Origin of the sequence: Lysobacter sp. 5GHs7-4, assembly GCF_021284765.1 — a bacterium.
In the GTDB taxonomy this organism is placed as follows: domain Bacteria; phylum Pseudomonadota; class Gammaproteobacteria; order Xanthomonadales; family Xanthomonadaceae; genus Lysobacter.
This window is the reverse complement of the sequence record NZ_CP089924.1, coordinates 3,314,169-3,335,724: the sequence shown is the minus strand read 5'-3', so window position 1 is coordinate 3,335,724 and position 21,556 is coordinate 3,314,169. Positions and strand designations below refer to the sequence as shown.

General features: G+C 69.5%; 17 protein-coding genes and 1 tRNA gene. 10 read left to right on the top strand and 8 right to left on the bottom strand.

Features of this window, described 5'->3' with window-relative positions; translation table 11 throughout:
• Positions 1–79: 79 nt before the first annotated feature.
• From tsf to LVB77_RS15120, 3 genes are all read right to left on the bottom strand, one after another.
• Positions 80–961, bottom strand: coding sequence for a translation elongation factor Ts (gene tsf, locus LVB77_RS15130; protein ID WP_232906917.1), 882 nt, complete (start codon positions 959–961; stop codon positions 80–82).
• 140 nt (positions 962–1,101) lie between these two features.
• Complete coding sequence (gene rpsB, locus LVB77_RS15125) at positions 1,102–1,944, bottom strand: 30S ribosomal protein S2 (protein ID WP_232906916.1); 843 nt, start codon at positions 1,942–1,944, stop codon at positions 1,102–1,104.
• 502 nt (positions 1,945–2,446) lie between these two features.
• The gene (locus LVB77_RS15120; protein WP_232906915.1) at positions 2,447–3,379 is read right to left on the bottom strand and encodes an MBL fold metallo-hydrolase; all 933 of its coding nucleotides are present in this window, start codon (positions 3,377–3,379) and stop codon (positions 2,447–2,449) included.
• Between the two features lie 103 nt (positions 3,380–3,482).
• Between LVB77_RS15120 and map the strand changes: the two genes are divergently transcribed.
• The 6 genes from map (at position 3,483) to dapE (ending at position 10,046) form a co-directional block, all read left to right on the top strand.
• Positions 3,483–4,259 carry a type I methionyl aminopeptidase gene (gene map, locus LVB77_RS15115; RefSeq protein ID WP_056176078.1) on the top strand — a complete coding sequence of 259 codons (777 nt, stop codon included), beginning with the start codon at positions 3,483–3,485 and terminating at the stop codon, positions 4,257–4,259.
• Entirely contained in the window at positions 4,256–6,934 is a 2,679-nt protein-coding gene (gene glnD / locus LVB77_RS15110; protein ID WP_232906914.1) for a [protein-PII] uridylyltransferase, read from the top strand. The genes map and glnD overlap by 4 nt, the downstream gene beginning before the upstream one ends.
• Positions 6,931–7,827 carry a 2,3,4,5-tetrahydropyridine-2,6-dicarboxylate N-succinyltransferase gene (gene dapD / locus LVB77_RS15105; protein ID WP_232906913.1) on the top strand — a complete coding sequence of 299 codons (897 nt, stop codon included), beginning with the start codon at positions 6,931–6,933 and terminating at the stop codon, positions 7,825–7,827. The genes glnD and dapD overlap by 4 nt, the downstream gene beginning before the upstream one ends.
• Before the next feature lie 232 nt (positions 7,828–8,059).
• Entirely contained in the window at positions 8,060–8,530 is a 471-nt protein-coding gene (locus LVB77_RS15100; RefSeq protein WP_232906912.1) for a hypothetical protein, read from the top strand.
• Positions 8,527–8,886 (top strand): Spx/MgsR family RNA polymerase-binding regulatory protein, encoded by a 360-nt coding sequence (locus tag LVB77_RS15095; RefSeq protein WP_232906911.1) that lies wholly within the window; start codon positions 8,527–8,529, stop codon positions 8,884–8,886. The genes LVB77_RS15100 and LVB77_RS15095 overlap by 4 nt, the downstream gene beginning before the upstream one ends.
• Entirely contained in the window at positions 8,883–10,046 is a 1,164-nt protein-coding gene (gene dapE, locus LVB77_RS15090; RefSeq protein ID WP_232906910.1) for a succinyl-diaminopimelate desuccinylase, read from the top strand. Before LVB77_RS15095 ends, dapE begins: the two co-directional genes overlap by 4 nt.
• Before the next feature lie 143 nt (positions 10,047–10,189).
• Here the strand turns inward: dapE and LVB77_RS15085 are convergent, their stop codons facing one another.
• Positions 10,190–12,553, bottom strand: coding sequence for a penicillin acylase family protein (locus LVB77_RS15085; RefSeq protein WP_232906909.1), 2,364 nt, complete (start codon positions 12,551–12,553; stop codon positions 10,190–10,192).
• 404 nt (positions 12,554–12,957) lie between these two features.
• Between LVB77_RS15085 and asnB the strand changes: the two genes are divergently transcribed.
• Complete coding sequence (gene asnB, locus LVB77_RS15080) at positions 12,958–14,637, top strand: asparagine synthase B (protein ID WP_232906908.1); 1,680 nt, start codon at positions 12,958–12,960, stop codon at positions 14,635–14,637.
• Positions 14,638–14,700: 63 nt separating this feature from the next.
• Here the strand turns inward: asnB and LVB77_RS15075 are convergent, their stop codons facing one another.
• Positions 14,701–15,180, bottom strand: coding sequence for a hypothetical protein (locus LVB77_RS15075; protein WP_232906907.1), 480 nt, complete (start codon positions 15,178–15,180; stop codon positions 14,701–14,703).
• 300 nt (positions 15,181–15,480) lie between these two features.
• Between LVB77_RS15075 and LVB77_RS15070 the strand changes: the two genes are divergently transcribed.
• On the top strand, positions 15,481–16,641 hold the full coding sequence (locus LVB77_RS15070; RefSeq protein ID WP_232906906.1) for a beta-eliminating lyase-related protein: 1,161 nt from the start codon (positions 15,481–15,483) through the stop codon (positions 16,639–16,641).
• Positions 16,642–16,738: 97 nt separating this feature from the next.
• Here the strand turns inward: LVB77_RS15070 and LVB77_RS15065 are convergent, their stop codons facing one another.
• The 3 genes from LVB77_RS15065 to parC form a co-directional block, all read right to left on the bottom strand.
• Positions 16,739–17,209, bottom strand: coding sequence for a hypothetical protein (locus LVB77_RS15065; RefSeq protein ID WP_232906905.1), 471 nt, complete (start codon positions 17,207–17,209; stop codon positions 16,739–16,741).
• A 237-nt stretch (positions 17,210–17,446) separates the two neighbouring features.
• Positions 17,447–18,103, bottom strand: coding sequence for a thiopurine S-methyltransferase (locus LVB77_RS15060; protein WP_232906904.1), 657 nt, complete (start codon positions 18,101–18,103; stop codon positions 17,447–17,449).
• A 7-nt stretch (positions 18,104–18,110) separates the two neighbouring features.
• A complete protein-coding gene (parC, locus tag LVB77_RS15055) occupies positions 18,111–20,354 on the bottom strand; it encodes a DNA topoisomerase IV subunit A (RefSeq protein WP_232906903.1) in 2,244 nt (747 codons plus the stop codon).
• 266 nt (positions 20,355–20,620) lie between these two features.
• Here parC and LVB77_RS15050 point away from each other — a divergent pair.
• Positions 20,621–20,705: transfer RNA gene (locus LVB77_RS15050), tRNA-Leu, on the top strand.
• Positions 20,706–21,039: 334 nt separating this feature from the next.
• Positions 21,040–21,540, top strand: coding sequence for a hypothetical protein (locus tag LVB77_RS15045; protein ID WP_232906902.1), 501 nt, complete (start codon positions 21,040–21,042; stop codon positions 21,538–21,540).
• The last annotated feature ends 16 nt before the right edge of the window (positions 21,541–21,556 follow it).

Genomic DNA, 21,556 nt, shown 5'->3' with positions numbered 1-21,556 from the left:
CGCCGGCGATCGCCGCGGGAGCAAAGAAAAAGGCCGCGGAATCCGCGGCCTTTTTCGTGTCGCTGGAAACTGCGGCGGCTTACGCCAGACCGGCCTGCTTCATGACTTCGGCGGCGAAGTCGTCGGTCTGCTTCTCGATGCCTTCGCCCACGGCCAGACGCTGCGAGGTCACGACCTCGGCGCCAGCGGCCTTCAGGACCTGCTCGACGGTCTGGTTGGTGTCCAGCACGTAGGGCTGACCGTACAGGGTGACTTCGTTGACGATCTTGGCGATCTTGCCGCCGATGATCTTCTCCAGGATGTCGGCCGGCTTGGCCTTGTCCTTGTCGCTCATCTTGGCCAGCTCGATTTCCTTTTCCTTCTCCACGAACTCGGCCGGGACGTCGCTGGCCTTGATGTGGGGCGGGTTCATCGCCGCGACGTGCATGGCCAGGCCGCGGGCCAGGTCCATGTCGCCGCCCTTGACCTCGATCAGCACGCCGATGCGGCCGCCGTGCACGTAGGCGGCGACGTTGTTCGGGCTGTCGATGCGGACCAGGCGGCGCAGCTGCACGTTCTCGCCGACCTTGGCGATGACGGCGGCGCGGGTTTCCTCGATGGTCTCGCCCGAGGCGACCTTGGCGGCCTTCAGCGCCTCGGCGTCGGCGGCGCCCGAGCTCAGCGCGACCTGGGCCACGGTCTCGGTGAAGCCGAGGAAGTTGGCGTCCTTGGCGACGAAGTCGGTCTCGGAGTTGATTTCGACCAGCACGGCCTTGCCGCCGTCCTGGGCGACCGCGATGCGGCCTTCGGCGGCGATGCGGCCGGCCTTCTTGTCGGCCTTGGCCAGACCCGACTTGCGCAGCCACTCGGCGGCGGCGTCGATGTCGCCGTTGTTTTCGGTCAGGGCCTTCTTGCACTCCATCATGCCGGCGCCGGTGCGCTCGCGGAGTTCCTTGACCAGGGAAGCGGTGATTTCAGCCATGGGGTTACCTCAGGTGTTCGTGTTGCCATGCAGGAGCGGCGGCACGCGCGACGGCGGCCCGCTCCCATCGGGGTGATCTAACAGCGTCGGATGCGGGTGGACGCAGCCGCGCAGTGTCGCGCGGCTGCGTGACACTGCGCTTACTCGGCCGCCGGAGCGTCCTTCTTGGCGCCGGCCGGGGCCGGGCCCTTCTTGGCCGGGGCGCGACCGCGCGGAGCGGCCTTGCGGTCTTCCTTCACGACCGGGTTGCCTTCGGCGTCCAGCTCGACGAACTCGTCCTCGCGCACGCCGGCGGCCGGCGCGGCGGCCTTGCCTTCCAGCACGGAGTCGGCGGCGGCGCGGGCGTACAGCTGCACGGCGCGGATGGCGTCGTCGTTGCCCGGGATGGCGTAGTCGACCAGGGCCGGATCGTAGTTGGTGTCGACCACGGCGATGACCGGGATGCCGAGCTTCTTGGCTTCCTTGATCGCGATGTCTTCATGACCGATGTCGATCACGAACAGCGCGTCGGGCAGACGGTTCATTTCCTTGATGCCGCCCAGCGAGGCCAGCAGCTTGTCGCGCTCGCGGCGCAGGCCCAGCACTTCGTGCTTGACCAGCTTCTGGAAGGTGCCGTCGGTTTCGCCGGCTTCCAGTTCCTTCAGGCGCGACACCGACTGCTTGACGGTGCGGAAGTTGGTCAGGGTGCCGCCCAGCCAGCGCTGGGTCATGTACGGCATGCCGCAACGCTCGGCCTCTTCCTTGATCGACTCGCGCGCCGAGCGCTTGGTGCCGATGAACAGGATGGTGCCGCGCTTCTGGGCGATGCTCGAGATGAAGTTCATCGCGTCGTTGAACAGCGGAACGGTCTTCTCGAGGTTGATGATGTGGATCTTGCCGCGGGCGCCGAAGATGTACGGGCCCATCTTGGGGTTCCAGTAGCGCGTCTGGTGGCCGAAATGGACGCCGGCTTCCAGCATCTGGCGCATGGTGATCTGGGGCATTGCATGACTCCGATAGGCAGTGGAACCGGCCGCCACGAAGAATGAGGGCGGTGCGCCGCAGGCGGGGCCGGCGGTGCGTGGTTCCGGGGTTGGGCCTCCCCGCTGCTTCCGTGTCCGAACCGCGTACGTCTAGCTGTACGAGGCACCCCGGCACGGGCTGTGGCAGCAGGTGTGTATTCGCCGGTGACGCCCGGCGTGGGCGGCGCGGAAGGTCGAAACCCTCCGCTGAGCCGGCAAAGTGTAGCCCGGACGGGGGCTTGGGGCAAATGGGGGCGGGTGGGCCTGCCGGCGCGGTGTTTCGGCGCCGGACCCCGTCGCCCCCCATATTCCGTCATTCCGGCGAAAGCCGGAACCCATTTCGCTCTGCAGGTTTGCTCTGCAGGGCACGAAAGCGGGTGGCGTGCTCAAGATCAAGATGGGTTCCGGCTTTCGCCGGAATGACGCATGGGGACACTGCGTCCCCTCGCTCCAGCCAGCCCCCTGGACCGGCGCCGCAGCGGCCTCAAGGCAGCGAGTCGTACACCGAGCCCACGATCTGCGCCGGCTTGACCCAGCCCTGGCCCCAGCGCGGGTCCAGGTCGGCGGTGGGCGCGGCCGCCAGCACCTGTTCGCGGGTCTGACCGGCGGCCTTGAGGCGGGCGACGCGGGCGCGGACCTCGGCCAGCATGTCTCGCGCGGCCTTGAGATCGGCCTTGCCGCCGACCGGGCCGTGGCCGGCGACGATGCGGGTGCGCTCGTCGGCCAGGCCCAGGCCCACGTCCAGCGCCGCGATCAGGCCGTCGACGGTGCCGCCGGTGCCGGTGTCGATGATCGGGTAGAGCCCGTTGAAGTAGCAGTCGCCCAGGTGCAGCACGTTGGCGTCCGGCAGGAAGGCCAGCAGGTCGCCGTCGGTATGCGCGCGCGGGACGTGGATCAGGCGCAGCTCCAGCCCACGCAGGCGGATCCGGCCGTCGCCGGCCAGGGTCAGGCCGGGCAGGGCGGCCGCGGGCCGGGCCGGCATGACCCGGTCGTGGTGCTTGAGGTAGGTGTCGGCGGCCATGCGCGCACGCGCGTTTTCGTGCGCGACCACGACCGCGCCGCGCTCGCTCAAGGCTTGGTTGGCGCCGACGTGGTCCAGGTGCCAGTGGGTGTTGATGGCGTAGCGCAGGGGCAGGCGGGTGCGCGCGTCCAGCGCCGCCAGCAGATCCGGCGTCGCCTTGGGCAGGTCGGTGTCGACCAGCACCGCGCCGTCCTCGCCGGCCGCCAGCAGCACCGCGCCGCCGGCGCCCTGGTAGACCCATGCGCCGGGCGCGAGCTCGGTGAAGGCGGGCGCCAGCGTGAGGGGCGCGACGGGCGCGACCGGCGGCGGCCTGGCGAGCGAGCGGGCCTGCGCGGCCGGGCCGGTCATGAACAGGCCGCACAGCGCGGCAGGCAGCAGCAATCGGTACAGCGGCATGGTCCTGGCTCCTGTCGGGTAAGAGACGGCGTTCCGGGGCGGTGGATGCACCGTCCCAGGCCCGCCCTGAATGGGCGCGGCGCAAATGAGCGATAATGCCCGCATGCCCATCACCATCAAAACTCCGGACGAGATCGAGAAGATGCGCGTCGCCGGCCGCCTGGCCGCCGAAGTGCTGCAGATGATCGCGCCGCACGTGAAGCCCGGCGTCAGCACCGAGGCCCTGGACAAGCTCTGCCACGACCACATCGTGAACGTGCAGCAGGCGATCCCGGCCAACGTCGGCTACAAGGGTTTCCCCAAGACCGTCTGCACCTCGGTCAACAACGTCATCTGCCACGGCATCCCGAGCGAGTCGAAGATCCTCAAGGAAGGCGACATCGTCAATATCGATGTCACCGTCATCAAGGACGGCTGGCACGGCGATACCAGCCGCATGTACATCGTCGGCGCGCCCTCGGTCATGGCCAAGCGCCTGGTCGACGTGACCCGCGAAGCCATGTTCCGCGGCATCCGCACGGTCAAGCCGGGTTCGACCCTGGGCGACATCGGCGCGGCGATCCAGCAGTACGCCGAATCCGAACGCTTCAGCGTGGTGCGCGAGTACTGCGGCCACGGCATCGGCCGCATCTACCACGAAGACCCGCAGGTGCTGCATTACGGCCGCGCCGGCGAGGGTCTGGTGCTGAAGCCGGGCATGACCTTCACCATCGAGCCGATGATCAACGAAGGCGCGCGCCACACCAAGCTGCTGCCCGACGGTTGGACCGTGGTCACCAAGGACCGCAAGCTCTCGGCGCAGTGGGAGCACACCGTCGCGGTAACCGACGACGGCGTCGAGATCCTGACCCGGCTGCCCGGCGACGACAACGACCTATGACCGGTAGCGCCGCCGCCGGGTCGGGTCCGGCGGAGCCGGGCGCAACGGCGCACAGCGCCGACCGGGCGGCGTCGATCCGTGCCGCATTGGCCGCGGTGGACGCGGCGCTGGCGCAACGCTTCGACGCCGGCGCCGAAGTCGACATCGACCGCCTGCTGCGCGTGCGCGCCGACACCGTCGACGCCGAAGTGCGCGCGGCCTGGCGCGACAGCGTGCCTGCGGACGCGCCGCTGGCGCTGTTCGCGGTCGGCGGCTACGGCCGCGGCGAGCTGTTCCCGCAATCCGACATCGACCTGCTGGTGCTGGCCGAACCGCCGGCGCAGGCCCAACACGCCGAGGCGCTGGGGCGCTTCTTCACCCTGCTGTGGGACGCCGGCCTGCCGGTGGGGCACGCCGTGCGTTCGGCCGCGCAATGCACCGAGGCGGCCGCCGACATCACCGTGCTGACGGCCATGCTGGAGGCGCGTCCGCTCGCCGCCGATCATCACGCCGGCGCCACCTTGCAGGCGGCGATCGCGCCGCTGTACGTGTGGCCGGCACGCGAGTTCTTCCTGGCCAAGCGCGAGGAACTGCGCCAGCGCCACGCCCGCTACGGCGACACCGCCGACAACCTCGAGCCCAACCTCAAGGAAGGCCCGGGCGGTTTGCGCGACGTGCAGACCCTGCACTGGATGGCGCTGCGCATCATCGGCACCGCCGACCTGGAATCCCTGGTCGCGATCGGCCAGCTCGGCGTCGACGAGCTGGGCACGCTGGAGCGCGAACGCCGCGCCCTGTCGCGGCTGCGCTTCGGCCTGCACCTGGTCGCGCGCAAGCGCGAGGAGCGCCTGCGCTTCGACTACCAGAAGCTGCTGGCCGAACGCCTGGGCCATGTCGACAACGCCGACACCCTCGCCGTCGAGCAGATGATGCAGGGCTTCTACCGCAGCGCCGCGCTGGTGCTTCGCATCGGCGAGCGCCTGCTGCAACGCTACGAGGAACAGATCGAGGGCGAGCCCACGCCGGTGCCGATGCGCGGCGCGTTCGAGGCCTTCGAGCTGCGCCGCGACTACATCGCCGCGCGCTCGCCGCAGTGGCCGCGCGACGCCGGCGACATCTTCGCCCTGTTCGCGGCCTGGGCCGAGCACGACGGCGTGCGCGGCCTGCATTCGCGCACCGCGCGCGCGCTGGCCGAATCGTTGTCGCGCATCCCCAGTTTCGACGCCGCCGACCCGGCCTTGCGCGAACGTTTCCTGGCGATCCTGCGCGGCCCGCATCCGGTGCATGCGCTGGAGCGCATGGCGCGCCTGGGCGTGCTGGGGCGCTGGATACCGGCGTTCTCGAAAGTCTCCGGGCGCATGCAGTTCGACCTGTTCCACGTCTACACGGTCGATCAGCACACCCTGGCGGTGCTGCGCAATCTGGCGCGCTTCGCCTCCGGCGTGGCCGACGAGCGCTTCAGCATCGCCCACGAAGTCTGGCCGCGTTTGCGCAAGCCCGAACTGCTGCTGCTGGCCGGCCTGTTCCACGACATCGCCAAGGGCCGCGGCGGCGACCATTCCGAACTCGGCGGCGACGACGCGCGCGTGTTCGGCACCGTGATGGGCCTGAGCGAGGCCGACACCGCGCTGATCGAATGGCTGGTGCGCCAGCACCTGCTGATGTCGGTGACCGCGCAGAAGCAGGACATCGCCGACCCGGAAGTGATCCACCGTTTCGCCGGCAAGGTCGCCGACCGCGAACGCCTGGACCATCTGTATCTGCTGACCTGCGCCGACATCGCCGGCACCTCGCCCAAGCTGTGGAATGCGTGGAAAGACCGGCTCATGGCCGACCTGTACACCGCCACCCGCCTGGCGCTGCGACGCGGCCTGGAGCATCCGGTCGCCGGCGCCGAGCGCGCCGCCGAAACCCGCGCCGCCGCGCACGCCATGCTGGCCGCGTTCGGCAGCGGCGACGACGAAATCGCGGCCTTGTTCGCGCGCATGCCGGAGATCGGTTTCCAGCGCGGCCGCCCCGACCAGATCGCCTGGCAGGCGGCGTCGCTGCGCGGCGTGCTGGTCGGCGACACCTGCGTGCGCGCGCGCCCGGTCAGCGCGCATGCCGGCGCGCTGGAAGTGTTCGTGCATTCGCCCGATCGCGACGGCCTGTTCGCCGCGATCGTCGCCACGCTCGATCGCCTGGGCCTGGCGATCCAGCAGGCACGCGTGCTCGACGGCCCGCAGGGCACCATCTTCGACACCTTCGAGGTCGTGCCCACCGATCCGCGCCATCCGCCCTCGGCCGAGGACGTGGAGCGGCGTCTTGCGACCACGCTGGCCGCGCCGCTGGACCGCATCCGCCCGGCGCGCCGCGCGCAGCCGCGCCACCTCAAGCATTTCCGCATCGCGCCGCAGATCGGGTTCAATACCGTCGATAAGTCCGGCAGCGACAGCGCCGGCGGCGCCGCCGAGCGCACCTTGCTCAGCCTGGTCTGCACCGACCGGCCGGGCCTGCTCGCCGACGTCGCCATGACCCTGCGCAACCAGGCGCTGCGCGTGCACGATGCGCGCATCGCCACCTTCGGCGAACGCGCCGAGGACATGTTCCAAATCACCCGCCCCGACACCGACGGGCGCGATCGCGCGCTCGACGAAACGCAACAGCAGGCGCTGCGCGACGCGCTGCTCGCCTGCCTGGAAGGAGACCACCGATGAGCCCCGCCAAGACCGCCAGCAAGAAGACCGTCCGCAAGAAGGCCGCGCCCAAGGCGCCGGGCGTGGACGAGCTGAAGTTCATGATCGACAGCGCGTTCGAGCGCCGCACCATGCTGACCCCGGACGAGATCGAGGGCTCGACCCGTCCGACCGTGGAACGCGTGATCGCGGGGCTGGAGCAGGGCGAGTTCCGCGTCGCCGAGCCGGACGGCAAGGGCGGCTGGACCGTCAACGAATGGCTGAAGAAGGCGGTGCTGCTGTACTTCCGCGTCAACGAGATGCAGCTGGTCGAAGCCGATCCGGCGCCGTTCTGGGACAAGGTGCCGGCGCGCTTCGAAGGCTATGGCGAGAGCGACTTCCGCAAGCTGGGCGCGCGCGTCGTGCCGGGCGCGATCGCGCGCCGCGGCGCGCACATCGGCAAGGACGTGGTGCTGATGCCCAGCTTCGTCAACATCGGCGCCCACGTCGGCGAAGGCACCATGGTCGACACCTGGGCCACGGTCGGTTCCTGCGCGCAGATCGGCAAGCACTGCCACCTGTCCGGCGGCGCCGGCATCGGCGGCGTGCTGGAGCCGCTGCAGGCCTCGCCGACCATCATCGAGGACCACTGCTTCATCGGCGCGCGCTCGGAAGTGGTCGAGGGCGTGGTGGTCGGCCACCACAGCGTGATCGGCATGGGCGTGTTCCTGGGCCAGAGCACGCGCATCTACAACCGCGCCACCGGCGAGATCAGCTACGGCTACGTGCCGCCGTACAGCGTGGTCGTGTCCGGCCAGCTGCCGGCCAAGGACGGATCGCATTCGCTGTACTGCGCGGTGATCGTGAAGCAGGTCGACGCCAAGACGCGCTCCAAGACCAGCATCAACGATTTGCTGCGCGGCTTGGCGGATTGAGTCAGCGAATCATTCGATGCCGGTGCGCTCGCTAGGTGCCCGGGGCTGTCATTCCCGCGAAAGCGGGAATCCAGTGACTTTAGACCGAATCCGCCGCATGGGTCGGGACTCCAACGAGGCGGCTGTCGCTAGCTCTTTCGCTGACTATCGCCATATGTGCCCCCACGCTGAAGTCACTGGATTCCCGCTTTCGCGGGAATGACGGCGTCGGCAGAACGGGAGACATCCGACCATGCGCCGCATCTCGTCGTCGATGTCCTACCACTTCAAGCGCACGATACCGGTCCTGGGCTTTGGCGCGTTCTGCGCAGCACTGGTGGCCGCGTTGCTCCAGCGCCCTGTACCTGTCGAGACGGTAGGGATTTTCGCGGTCGCCATCGTGGTTGGCGTGATCGTGACCTACCGCTACATGCGCGACGTGCTGGACGAGGTCTACGACGACGGCGACCGCTTGCTGGTCCGCAGCGGCGGCGTCGAGGACGCGGTGGCGCTGCGCGACGTGGTCGCCGTCAGTTCGACCCGCTGGCGCACCCTGGTGCGCTTGACGCTGACGCTATCCGCTCCCGGGAAATTCGGGGATAAGATCGTCTTTCTGCTGCGCGACACCTTCCTGGACGGGATGCCGTACGGACCGCCCGCGCAGATCAAGCAACTGGAAGACCGCATCGCGGCACTCAAACGCAATTCGACGGAGCAGCAATGACCACGCTTTATGGCTTGAACAACTGCGACACCTGCAAGAAGGCCCGCAAGTGGCTGGACCGCTTCGGCGTCGCCCATAGCTTCGTCGATTACCGCGATAACCGGCAGGCGCCGGAAACCCTGATCGGCTGGCGCGACCAGCTCGGCGGCTGGGAGGCGATGATCAACAAGTCCTCGACCACCTGGCGCACGTTGCCGCCCAACCGCAAGGAACCGGCCTCGGATGCGGAATGGAAATTGTTGCTCAAGGAATACCCGCAGCTGATCCGCCGGCCGGTGGTGGTCACCGACGACGGCACGGTCAGCCAGGGCTTCAGCGACAACGGGTTCAAGCAGCGTTTCGGGATCGGCTCGTGAGCGCCACGCCGACCGGCGATGCGGCACCCAGCGCGGTGCTCGCGCTGACCTGCGATCTGATCGCGCGTCCCTCGGTCACGCCCGACGATCTGGGCTGCCAACGCCTGATCGCCGAACGCCTGACCCAGGCCGGTTTCGCCTGCGAGCACCTGCGCTACGGCGAGGTCGACAATCTTTGGGCCGTGCACGGCAGTGGCGACGAGCCGACGTTGGTGCTGCTGGGCCACACCGACGTGGTGCCGTCCGGTCCCGTCGACGCCTGGGCCAGCGACCCCTACCTGCCGCAGGTCCGCGACGGCGTGCTCTACGGCCGCGGCGCGGCCGACATGAAAGGCAGCGTGGCCGCGTTCGTGATCGCGCTGGAGCGTTTCGTCGCCGCGCATCCGCAGCACGCCGGCCGCGTCGCGTTGCTGCTGACCTCGGACGAGGAGGGCGACGCGATCGACGGCGTGCGCCGCGTCGCCGAGACCTTCCGTGCGCGCGGCGAGCGCATCGACTGGTGCGTGACCGGCGAGCCCTCATCGACGGTCAAGCTCGGCGATCTGCTGCGCGTGGGCCGGCGCGGCACCTTGTCGGCGACCTTGAACGTGATCGGCGTGCAGGGCCATGTCGCGTATCCGGACAAGGCGCGCAATCCGATCCACCAGGCGATGCCGGCGCTGTCGGCGCTGGCCGCGCGGCGTTGGGACGAGGGCTACGAGACCTTTCCGCCTACCAGCTTCCAGATCAGCAACGTGCATGCCGGCACCGGCGCCAACAACGTGATTCCCGGCGAGCTGCAGGTGCTGTTCAACCTGCGCTACAACCCGAGCTGGAACGCCGAAGGCCTGGAGCGCGAGTGCGAGCAGGTGCTGCAAGCGCACGGACTGGAGTACGAGATCCGCTGGTTCCGCGGCGGCGAGCCGTTCTACACGCCCGAGGGTCCGCTGCGCGCGGCCGCGCGCGAGGTGTTGGCCCGTTTCGCCGGATCGGCGCCGGAGGAAAGCACCGGCGGTGGCACCTCCGACGCGCGCTTCATCGCGCCGCTGGGCGCGCAGTGCATCGAGATCGGGCCGGTCAACGCCAGCATCCACAAGGTCGACGAGAACGTGTCGGTGGCCGACCTGGAAGCGTTGCCCGATCTGTATCTGGCTTTGATCGAGCGCTTGCTGGTGCGGTGAGCGGGGCGCTGCGGTAAAAAGCAAATCCCCCTCAATCCCCCTTTTTCAAAGGGGGAAGCAAGTCAGGTCGGCAGGCTGCGCCTGCTGGCCGGGCGGGCGGGGGAGGAATGGCTCTTCGCGTTTCTGCGAGTAGCCGTCGCAGCTCACTGCGGCTTCAAGGTCATCCGATATTGGGTCTCGCCCGGCAGGAACGGCGACGGCCGGCCCTGCACCCAATCGTCGTGGCCCGCGCCCCAGTACGGCGACAACGGATGCCCGCTCTGGCCGCCCGGCATCTGGATGATGCCCTGCGCTTCGCGTCCGGGCGCCACCACCATGCGTTCGGACGCGCCGAAATCCTGGCGCTGCACGCGCGGCATGGCGACGTCGCCGGGCAGCTCGTCGGCCGGCATGCACAGCGCGGATTTGGCGAACCCGGGCAGGGCCCGCGCCAGCGGATGGCAGATCGCGGCGGTGTTGCGCTCGCCCCAGCGGCGCTGCGCCAGCGGACCTTGTTGGGCCAGATCGTCGCGGACCTGGCGCGCCGCATCCTCGAGCAAGGCATCCCACGACGGGTAGCGGCGCGGCAACAGGTGCGGCGGGCGCTGGCTGACCAGCGGCCAGGCCACGCCCTCGAACTGCGGCAGTTCCGGCAGCTCGAAGTCGCGGCCCTGGCGCGCGCGCGCCGGCGCGGTCAGTCCGTCGATCAGGCGGTCGTGTACGGCCAGTCGCCAGGCACGCACCACGCGGTAGCTCACCGACTCCGGCGTGGCGCGGCCTTCCCAGCGCGCGGAGGCGGCCGACAGCTCGGCCAGTGCCGGCGAGCCCTTGGCACGCGCCGCTTCCTCGCGCAGCAGCTTCCACCAACGCGCGAGGAAGATCGCGCGATCGTCGAGCTGCACGCGCAGCAGGTCGCGTTCGTCGAAGCGCTGCTTGCTCATCAGATCGTCGCGGATCTGCTGTGCGCGTGCGCCCAGCACCAGGCCGCCGTCGCCGATGCGCGCGAGCTCCGCGCCCTCCAGCGTGCGCGAGTTCGCCGTCCACAGACGCCCGCCCGGCGGATCGATCAGCTGCGGTGCGGCATCGGTGCGCAAGCTCCAGGGCGGGCAGTTCGCAGCCGCATCGGCGGCCAGCGGCACGGCGCCGTTGCAGCCCGCCGCGCGCTGCGGGATCGGCCCAAGCAGGCGCCAGCCGATGCGTCCGGTGCTGTCGCCGACCACCAGGTTCTGCACCGGCAAGGCGACGTCCTGCGCGTAGCGCATCGCCTCGTCCAGCGATTGCGCGCGTACCAGCTTGGCCAGGCCCAGGTTGAGCCCGCCGGGCAGATGCGCGGACCAGCGCAGCGCCAGCGCGCTGCCGTCCGGGTTGTCGTGCATCAGCGGGCCCCAGGCGGTTTCGCGCACGCGCAACACGCGCGCGGCCTCGCCCTTGACCGCGATTTTTTCTTCGAAGACGCGCAAGCCGGCGCAGGCTTTGGGCGCCTCGCCGGCGCAGCCGGGTGCGACCGCCCAGTCCAGCCAGTCGCCGTAGCTGTTGGTGAAGCCCCAGGCGATGTGGCCGTTGCTGCCCACCACCAGCGCCGGCAGGCCGGGCAGGGTGAAGCCGCTGGCGTCGATGCGGCCGCCCGGCACGCGCGCGTCGGCGTAGCGCAGGCGCGCGCGGAACCACAGGTTGGGCGCGCGCAATCCCAGGTGCATGTCGTCGGCGACGATCGCGCGACCGTCGCCGGTGCGGCTGCCGGCGACGGCGAAGTTGTTGCTGCCGACCTCGTTGCGGCGCGGCACCTCCACCGGCTTCACGGCGTCGGGCGCGGGCAGGGCGCGCAGGTCCAGCGTGGCCGCGTCCGGCAGCGCGGCGTCGCCGCGCGCATTGCCGAACAGCGGGGCGTCCCAGCTGCTGCCGTCGTGGGTGAGCAGGGCGTACAGCGCCGGCGGCAGGTTCGGGCGCAGCTTCCACAAGGCGCGTTCGCGCGTGTTGTCGGCGTCCTGCAGGTCGAAGTACATCGCATAGCCGACCAGCGCCGAGTCGGCCAATTGCCAGCGCTCGGGTTCGGTGCGCAGCAGCAGGTAGGGCCAGGGCCGCGCGCGCAAATCGCCCAGGCCCGCGTTGACGCCGTCGGTGTACGCCTGCAACAGCGCGCGCTGGTCGACGGCGAAACTGCCCAGGTGCTGTTCGGTGCGCGCGCGCAGGCGGTGCATGCGCCGGCGCTGGTCGACCTCGACCGCGATCGGGCCGAACAGGGCCGACAGTTCGCCCGCGGCGGTGCGCCGCAGCAGGTCCATCTCGAAGTAGCGTTCCTGGGCGTGGACGTAGCCCAGCGCCCGGATCGCATCGACCTCGCTGGCGGCGTCGATGGTCACCACGCCGTGCGCGTCGCGTTGCACGGTCGCCGGCGCCGACAGGCCGCGCAGGGCCAGTTCGCCCTCCAGCTGCGGCAGGCTGCCACGCAACAGCCACCAGGCGCCCGCGGCCGCGACCAACGCCACCACCAACAGCGCGAGCAGGCCGCGCTTGATCCAATGTGCCATGAGGTCCCCTCCGTGGCGCAGCTTATCCGATTGGCCGGTCGGTCCAGGCGGCCGCGTTGGCTGCCGGGCAGGCGGACCCTGGCGGCCGGGCCGGGGCGCTTGCAAACCGTCCCGACCTCAAGCAGGATCGAGCCATGAGCCGCCCCTTCGCCACCGTCCTGATCCGCAGCGCCGCCCTTCGCGGCCGCGCGGTCGTGGCCGCGGCGAACAATAACAATCGCAATAACGCCAGCCTCCCGCGGGCCGGCGATTAGCGCGCGCAACACACGCTCAATCGCTCAAGCAGCCCGCGCCGAAAAGCGCGGGCTTTTTGTTTTTAAGTCGTTCGTCCTTGAACAAGAGCCCGGCCATCCCTGGCCGGGGATTCAAAGAAAAGCGGTTCCCCCTCACGTGGAGACTTCCCGATGTGCTCGATCCTCGGCTTGTTCGACCTCCGCCCCGGCGCCGACCTGAGACCGCTCAGGCCGCTGGCCCTGTCGCTGTCGGCGCGCCAGCGCCATCGCGGCCCCGACTGGTCCGGGGTAAGCGTGGATCCGCGCGCGTTGCTGGTGCACGAGCGGTTGGCCATCGTCGATCCCACCGGCGGCTCGCAGCCGCTGCGTTCGCAGGACGGCGAACTGGCGCTGGCGGTCAACGGCGAGATCTACAACCATCGCGAACTCGAACAGCAGCTGGGCGCGCCTTACGCCTTCCAGACCAAGTCCGACTGCGAGGTCATCAACGCCCTGTACCGCGAGGGCGGCGATCCGGGCGCGATGCTCAACCGCCTCAACGGCATTTTCGCCTTCGCCCTGTGGGACGCGGCGCGCGGCCGTTACCTGATCGCGCGCGACCCGATGGGCGTGTGCCCGCTGTACTGGGGCCACGACGCCGACGGCCGCTTGTGGGTGGCCTCGGAAATGAAGGTGCTGGCGCGGCTGTGCGACGACGTCGCCGCGTTCCCGCCCGGCCACTACTACGACAGCGAAGTCGGCGTGCCGGTGAAGTACTACCAGCGTCCCTGGCGCGATTACGAGGCCACGCGCGGCGTCGAGGTCAGCAAGGAGGAGCTGCGCAACGCCTTCGAGCGCGCGGTGCACCGGCAGATGATGAGCGACGTGCCCTACGGCGTGCTGCTGTCGGGCGGGTTGGACTCGTCGCTGGTGGCGGCCTGCGCGGCGCGGTTCGCGCGCCGCCGCATCGAGGAGGACGACCAGGCCGAGGCCTGGTGGCCGCGCCTGCATTCGTTCGCGATCGGCCTGGAGGGTTCGCCCGACCTGGCCGCGGCCGAAATCGCCGCGCAGGCGCTGGGCACCGTGCATCACGGCTTCACCTACACCTTCGAGGAAGGCCTGGACGTGTTGCCCGATGTGATCCAGCACATCGAGACCTACGACGTCACCACCATCCGCGCGTCCACGCCGATGTTCCTGCTGGCGCGGCGGATCAAGGCGATGGGGGTGAAGATGGTGCTGTCGGGCGAGGGCAGCGACGAGATCTTCGGCGGCTATCTGTACTTCCACAAGGCGCCCAACGCGCGCGAGTTCCACGAGGAGCTGGTGCGCAAGCTCGACGCGCTGCACAGCTACGACTGCCTGCGCGCCAACAAGTCGATGATGGCCTGGGGCGTGGAGCCGCGCGTGCCGTTCCTGGACGTGGAGTTCCTGGACGTGGCGATGCGCATGGACGCGCAGGCCAAGATGGCGGGTAACGGCCGCATCGAGAAGGCGGTGCTGCGCGAGGCCTTTGAGGGCTATCTGCCCGATTCCATCCTGTGGCGGCAGAAGGAGCAGTTCAGCGACGGCGTCGGCTACGGCTGGATCGACGGCCTCAAGGCGCACGCCGAAGCCCAGGTCAGCGACCGCGACCTGGCCGCGGCGCCCGGACGTTTCCCGATCAACCCGCCGCAGACCAAGGAGGCCTATTACTACCGCTCGATCTTCGAACGCCATTTCCCCGGCACCGCCTGCGCCGAGACCGTGCCGGGCGGCAAGTCCATCGCCTGTTCGTCGCCGGCGGCCATCGCCTGGGACGCGGCGTTCGCCAACGCCGCCGACCCTTCCGGGCGCGCGGTCGCGGGCGTGCACCAGGCGGCGTTGGCCTAAGTCTGTCGCCTCAGGTAAACGGGCGCCGCGAACGCGGCGCCCGTCTCGTTAGCCGCCGCGCCGTTAGAACCCGCAGCCGACCCAGGTGCGGGTCAGGGTCTTGCTCTCGCTGCTGCCGCCGGGGCAGCCGACATTGACCGTGGCGGTGCCCTTGAGCTCGCAACCGGCGTCGATCCACATCCGGTAGCTGGCGTAGGCCGGCTGGGACGGAAAGCCGCCGTTGCCGCTGGTGGTATCGCTGTGGCTGTCCCAGGCCGGATGAGCGGTGTCGCGGTGCGCGGCGACCACGTAGGCCGAGTACCAGCGCGGAGGATCGGGCGGCGCCGGACCGAAGCCGGTCGGCGACAGATCGGCCGTGGCGACGACGCTGACGTCCGAGCCGCCTTCGCCGAAGTCCAGGTTGAGATCGACGTAGTAGGCGCCGCCGCAGACCAGCACGCCGGTATTCGCGTCCGGCGGTGGCGTGGCGTTGACGACCAGGGGCAGCGCGAACAGCGCGGCCGTCGCCAGCGCGACGGAAAGGGCGGTGCGGTGATTCTTCATGGGGCTGATCCTTAGCTTGAGTGGAAGAGTCGGCGACAGCGATCTTCTCGATCCGGCATTCCTATGCCGGAGGCCGTCGCCGGCCGTGGCGACGCGGACTTCAGGGTCCGCGCCGCGTGCGAGTTTAGCGTTCGCGTGTGGCGCGACACCGTCGCCGCATGCATCGGCGTGCGCTTCGCAACCGCGTCGCGTCATCGTCGGCGACGCCCGGTTGCGGGCGCGGCATGCGCGCCGGGCCGGTGCGCGGTATGGGTGCAGCGCTCGGTTATGATCGATGCCCCATCAGGCCCGGTTGCGCGCATGGACAGACGCCGATTTCTCGCCGTGAGCGGAGCGATGGCGGTCGCGCCCGCGCTGGCCCAGGCGCCAACGGCGGCCGTCGCCGGGGCAAACGCCGACGAGGCCTTGTTCAAGGCCGTCAACTTCTACGACGACGGGCTGGGCCTGAGTTCGCGCGAGTACGCGGTGCTGTTGGAGCGCATGAGCTCGACGGGCACGGGCATCGCGGCGGACAACTACTCCAACGGCGGCCTCATCGCCGAGTTGGAAAGCCGCTTCGCTCAGAAGCTAGGCAAGGCGGCGGCGATGTTCGTGCCCACCGGCACCCTTGCCAATCACCTGGCCCTGCGCAAGCTGGCCGGCGCCGACCGGCGCGTGCTGGTGCAGGCCGAAAGCCACTTCTACAACGACAGCGGCGACTGCGGCGACATTCTCAGCGGACTGAACCTGGTGCCGCTGGCGGAAGGGCGGACCATGTTCACCGTCGATGAGGCCGCCGCCTGGGTCGATCGTTCGGCGGGCGGACGCGTGCCGATCAAGGTCGGCGCGATCTCGGTCGAGTCGCCGGTGCGCCGCCGCGATCACGAGATGGCCGACTACGACGAACTGGTGCGCCTGAGCCGCTACGCACGCGGCGCCGGCATCCGCCTGCACCTGGACGGCGCGCGCCTGTTCAATCTGCCCTACCACTCCGGGCGCAGCCTGCAGGACTACGCGTCGCTGTTCGACACCGTGTTCGTCTCGCTGTGGAAACACTTCAACGGCGCGTCCGGCGCCATCCTCGCCGGCGACAAGGACTTCATCGACGGCCTGTACCACACGCGGCGCATGTTCGGCGGTTCGCTGCCGCAGGCCTGGCCGGCGGTCGCGGTGGCGGCGCAGTTCGTGGACGGTTACGAGGCCGACTACGCGCGTGCCTGGCAGGCGACCGACCGCCTTATCGCCTTGCTCGGGCGCGACCGCCGTTTCAAGTTGCGCAAGCTGCCGGCGGGCACCAGCCGCTACTTCATGGCGGTGACGGGCGATGCGGCGGCGTTTCGCGACCGCGCACGCGCGCAGGGCTTGCTGTTGTCGCGCCCGCATCCGCAGACCGGCGAGTTCGCGATGCAGGTCAATCCCAGCGTGTTGCGCACCAGTCCCGAAACGATCGCGCAGGGGCTGTCGGCGGCGCTCGGGGCTTGATTCGCCGCGCCGATGCGAAACGGGCGCCGCGATGGCGGCGCCCGTTGTGGCGAACTTGCGACGCCGGCGTCTTGCCGCGACGTCGGCGGCCGGCCGCTTACAGCCCGCAGCCTACCCAGGTGCGTTCCAGCGTCTTGTACTCCCAGTTGCCGCCGGGGCAATGCACGCTGACCACGGCGTTGCCGGCCAGCTCGCAGGTCGCGGAGCGGAAGGCCATCTTGGTCGCGCTGGCCGGCGAGGACGGATACGAGCCGTAGCCTTCCAGGTTCTGATCGTTGGTGGTCCAGGCCGAGGCCGCGTCCGGACGATGCGAGGCGGCGGCGTAGACCGCGTAGTACGGCGGCGCCGGCGGGAACGGACTGAAGGGGGTGCTGACCACCTTGGCCTTGGCGACCACCGTGGCGGTGGTGCCGGTGTTGCCGAAGTCCAGCGACATTTCGACGAAGTAGCCGCTGCCGCAGATCGGGATGCGCGCGGTGGCGTCCGGCGGCGGCGAGGCCGCGGCGATCGAGGGCAGGCACAGCAGAGCCGCCGCCAACAGGGCGACGCGATGGTTCGAGTGCTTCATGGACGCAGATCCTTGCGTTCTTGGGTTGGATACGCCGGTTGCGCGCGGCCGACGCGGTCGCGTCGGCGACCGCCGCCGGTGGCTGCGACGGCAGGTGCGGCCGTCGCAGCCAGTGTGCGGCTTCTCCATGAAGCCGTCACCCGCATTCGTCGGCGTATTCCGTGTTTCGTCGCATCGCAGCCGCAACGGGGACTGTGCCGCCATCGCGGGTTGCGCGGCGCGGTTCGATGCGTGGTATCAGCGTCGCTCTAACGCGTACACGATCGTTTCCAGCGCGCTCACGCCTTCGGCGACGAAGCTGGGTTGCTGGGCCAGGATGTCGCGGCGTTCCAGCGTGTTCACGCCCCAATCGCGCGCGTAGAGCGCGCGCACTTCCTGCTCGCCCACGCAGAACGGCGGGCCTTGCTTCTCGTGCTGCGGGTATTCCAGCGTGATCAGCAGGCCGCGGCAGCCTTGCGGCAGGCGCGGATAGAGTTCGCCCGCGTAGCGCCGCCGCAGCGGCGGCGGCAGCGCGATCAGGGCGGCGCGGTCGAACACCGCCGCGCAGTCGGCCAGTAACTCGGCGTCCAGCGCGAAGGCGTCGCCGCAGATCAGTTCGATCGCGCCGGCGCGGTAGTGCAGGCCGTAGCGCGACTCGGCGATCTCCGGCCGCAGGCCGTGCTCGGCGAAGAAGTCCTCGACCGCGATCCGCGACAGCTCGACGCCGAGTACGCGATGGCCCTGAGCCGCGAACCACAGCATGTCCAGGGTCTTGCCGGCCAGGGGCACGAACACGCGGCTGTCCACCGCCAGAGCCAGTGACGGCCAGTGCTTGAGCAACAGCGGCGAGGGCCGGTCCTGATGGAAGCCGATCTGGTTGTCTTGCCAGCGTTGTCGCCAGAATTCGGCTTCCATCGCGCGCTTACTCGACCGCCAAGCCTTCGACCTTCTGCCAGCCGCGCGGCAGCAGCCCGCCGCGGGTCGCGCGCGCGCCGACGTAGGCGTCCAGATCCTTCCACGACAGGCTCATGGTGCGCGCGCCGGAGCGCACGCTGAGCGTGGTGCCCGGCGCGACCACCGCCACCGCGACCACGCGCTCGGTGCCGAGCTTGGCCTTGGGGATGTCGATGATCTTGTTGCCTTTGCCCTTGTCCAGCTCGGGCAGTTCCGACACCGGGAACGCGAGCAGGTGGCCGACGTTGGTCACCGCGACCACGCGGTCCTGTTCGACCGCGCCGACCGCCGCCGGCTGCAGCACCTTGGCGTTCGGCGTCAGCGACAGCATCGCCTTGCCGGCCTTGTTGCGGCCGGTGAGGTTTTCGAAGCGGGTCACGAAACCGTAGCCGTGGCTGGACGCCAGCACGAAGCGGCTGTCGTTGTCGCCGCTGGCCAGGGCCTGGAACGAGGCGCCGGGCGCGGGCGAGAAGCGGCCGGTCAGCGGTTCGCCGTTGCCGCGCGCCGAGGGCAGGCCGTGCACCACGGTGGAGTAGGCGCGTCCGGTCGAATCCAGGAACGCGACCTGCTGCGTGCTGCGGCTCTTGACCGCGCCGAGCAGGCCGTCGCCTTCGCGATAGCTCAGGGTCGAGGCGTCGATGTCGTGGCCCTTGGCCGCGCGCACCCAGCCCTTTTCGCTGAGCACCACGGTCATCGGTTCGCTGGCGACCAGCTCGGTTTCCGACAAGGCCTGCGCGGCGTCGCGCGCGACCAGCGGCGAGCGGCGGGCGTCGCCGAACTTCTTGGCGTCGGCCAGCAGCTCGTCCTTGACCAGCTTCTTGAGCTTGGCCTTGCTGCCCAGGGTGGCGATCAGCGTCTCGCGCTCCTTGGTCAGTTCGGCCTGCTCGCCGCGGATCTTCATTTCCTCCAGGCGTGCGAGCTGGCGCAGCTTGGTTTCCAGGATGTAGTCGGTCTGTTCCTCGCTGAGGCCGAAGCGCGCCATCAGCACCGCGCGCGGGTCGTCCTCGGTGCGGATGATGCGGATCACCTCGTCCAGGTTGAGGAACGCGACCAGCAAACCTTCCAACAGGTGCAGGCGGCGCTCGACCTTTTCCAGACGATGGGTCAGGCGACGGGTCACCGTGTCGGTGCGGAAGGTCAGCCACTCGCTCAGCAGCGCCTTCAGGCCCTTGACCTGCGGACGGCCGTCCAGGCCGATCACGTTGACGTTGACGCGGTAGCTCTTTTCCAGATCGGTGGTCGCGAACAGATGGCCCATCAGCTGTTCGGCGTCGACGCGGTTGGAGCGCGGCACCAGCACGATGCGGGTCGGGTTGGCGTGATCGGATTCGTCGCGCAGGTCTTCCAGCCAGGGCAGCTTCTTGGCGCGCATCTGCTGGGCGATCTGCTCGATGATCTTGCCCGGCGATGCCTGGTAGGGCAGCGCGGTGATCACGAAGTTCTGCGCTTCCTTCACCCAGGTGGCGCGCGCACGCACGCTGCCCAGGCCGGTTTCGTACATCGCGATCAGGTCGGCGCGCGGGGTGATAATCTCGGCCGTGGTCGGATAGTCCGGGCCCAGCACGTGCTCGCACAGATCGCGCGTGGTCGCGTCCGGATCGTCGAGCAGGCGCACGCAGGCGCTGACGACTTCGTTGAGGTTGTGCGGCGGCACGTCGGTGGCCATGCCCACGGCGATGCCGGTGGTGCCGTTGAGCAGCAGGTGCGGCAGGCGCGCCGGCATCCAGGTCGGCTCTTCCAGGGTGCCGTCGAAATTGGGCACCCAATCGACCGTGCCGTGGCCGAGCTCGCCCAGCAGCACTTCGGCGATCGGGGTCAGCTTGGACTCGGTGTAGCGCATGGCCGCGAACGACTTGGGATCGTCGCTGGAGCCGAAGTTGCCCTGGCCCTCGACCAGCGGGTAGCGGTACGAGAACGGCTGCGCCATGAGGACCATGGCCTCATAGCAGGCGCTGTCGCCGTGCGGGTGGTACTTGCCGATCACGTCGCCGACGGTGCGGGCGGACTTCTTGGGTTTGGCGCCGGCGTTGAGGCCGAGCTCGCTCATCGAGTAGATGATGCGGCGCTGCACCGGCTTGAGGCCGTCGCCGAGGAAGGGCAGGGCGCGGTCCAGCACCACGTACATCGAGTAGTCGAGGTAGGCGCGCTCGGCGTACTCGCGCAGCGGGATCTGTTCGAAGCCGTGGAACACCGGTCGTACGGAATCAGTCATGGAACGCAATCAACTCGCTAAGGCGTGACCTCGCGATTCTACCCGGCGCGGTACGGCGCCGGAGCCGCGATCTGCGCCCGCGTGCGTGCGCCGGCATTGCGCGCGGTCGGCGGCTATGGCGGGCGCCGCCCCGATTCCTGCGCGCCGCGGGGGCGGTCCGGCCTTGCCGAATTCGGCGTTGAACCGGCGTTGTGACAAAACCGTTGACAGCGGCCTCACCGCACCGCAACATACGCCTCCCGCAGCGCCCCACAGCGTCGCGGCAGGCCCAGGTGGCGGAATTGGTAGACGCACTAGTTTCAGGTACTAGCGGGTAAAACCGTGGAGGTTCGAGTCCTCTCCTGGGCACCATTATTAAAGAAAAACCCCTGAGAAATCAGGGGTTTTTTGTTTTCCGCGCCGACGCCGGCAATGCAGTCGGGCTCGATTTCGTCGATCCCGGGAACGCAGCGCGGCTGCGTTCAAGCTCGCCACCCGAGCGCGGTGCCGCACGCGGCGATCCGACGCATTCGCCTGCCGCGGCCGGTCGGCCGCTTCCCACGAACCGCATTCGCGCATACGCGCTTCGGTTCGCCGCAAGCACGGCGGCACGCCTGGCCCGTCCGCGATGGGCGGCGCTATCCTGCGGTTGAAGGACGGGGCGCTTGCGGCCCACGCTGAGCGGTACATCCACAAGGAGAGCGGAATGTTCGAACGATCCGTCCGGCGCCAGGCCTGGACGATGCTGGGTCTGGCCTTGCTGACCTTGTCCGGCGGCGCCTGTTCGGCGCAAGCCGCGAGGCCGACGGCCGCGGCAACGCAGGAAGCCGATCCTTTCGCGGGCGACTGGAGTTTCAGCACGCGCTGTTACAAGGGGCACTACGTCGGCATCACGCTGCAGCGCGACGGCGAACGCTACACCGGTACTTGGAGCGACGGCACCGACATCTGGGGTTCGGACGGCTCCTTTCGCGGCGTGCGCAAGGACGGCAAGTTGGAAGTGGATGCGTGCACCACGACCGAGCAGCGCGGCGGATACGCGCGTTGCCCTGCTTACACCGACGACGCCGGTTACTTCGTCCGGCGCGGCGAGCAACTGGTGTGGTATCGCCAGTACGGCGATGTCATCAACGAATACCTCACGCTCGACCGCCAGCCCGCCGATCAGGGCGCCCGCGTCGATACGGAAGAAGTCTGCGAAGAATGAGCCCAGGAGGGGCCGC